Raw genomic sequence first — 356 nt, forward strand, 5'->3', positions numbered from 1 at the left:
ACGCTCGTCGCGCCGAAATTCGTGCTCGCCGGGTACGGCCCGCCATGCACCATCGCATCCGCCACCTCGACCCCCGTCGGGAAGCCGTTGACCAAGATCCGGCCCGCCTTGCGTTCCAGCACCGGCAGCAGGCGGCGCGCGGTCGCGGTGTCGCCCTCGTCCATGTGCAGCGTCATCGTCAGCTGGCCTTCGAAGCCGCGCGCCAGATGCTCCATCTCGTCGGCGCCATCGACCCGCACGACCAGCCCCAGCGGGCCAAAGACCTCTTCGCCAAGGGCATGATCCTGCAGGTAATTCGCCGCATCCGTCTGGTAGAGGTTGGGGTTGGCGTTGCGGCCGTCGCTGTCGGTGACCAG

The 356-nt window shown here is 68.3% G+C and carries 1 pseudogene; it reads right to left on the reverse strand.

The features are described 5' to 3' along the window. Positions 1–356: pseudogene (locus tag D8Z78_RS24395) on the reverse strand (aldehyde dehydrogenase (NADP(+))); the annotation flags it as partial.

Source organism: Tropicibacter alexandrii (genome assembly GCF_003667315.2).
In the GTDB taxonomy this organism is placed as follows: Bacteria; Pseudomonadota; Alphaproteobacteria; order Rhodobacterales; family Rhodobacteraceae; genus Tropicibacter; species Tropicibacter alexandrii.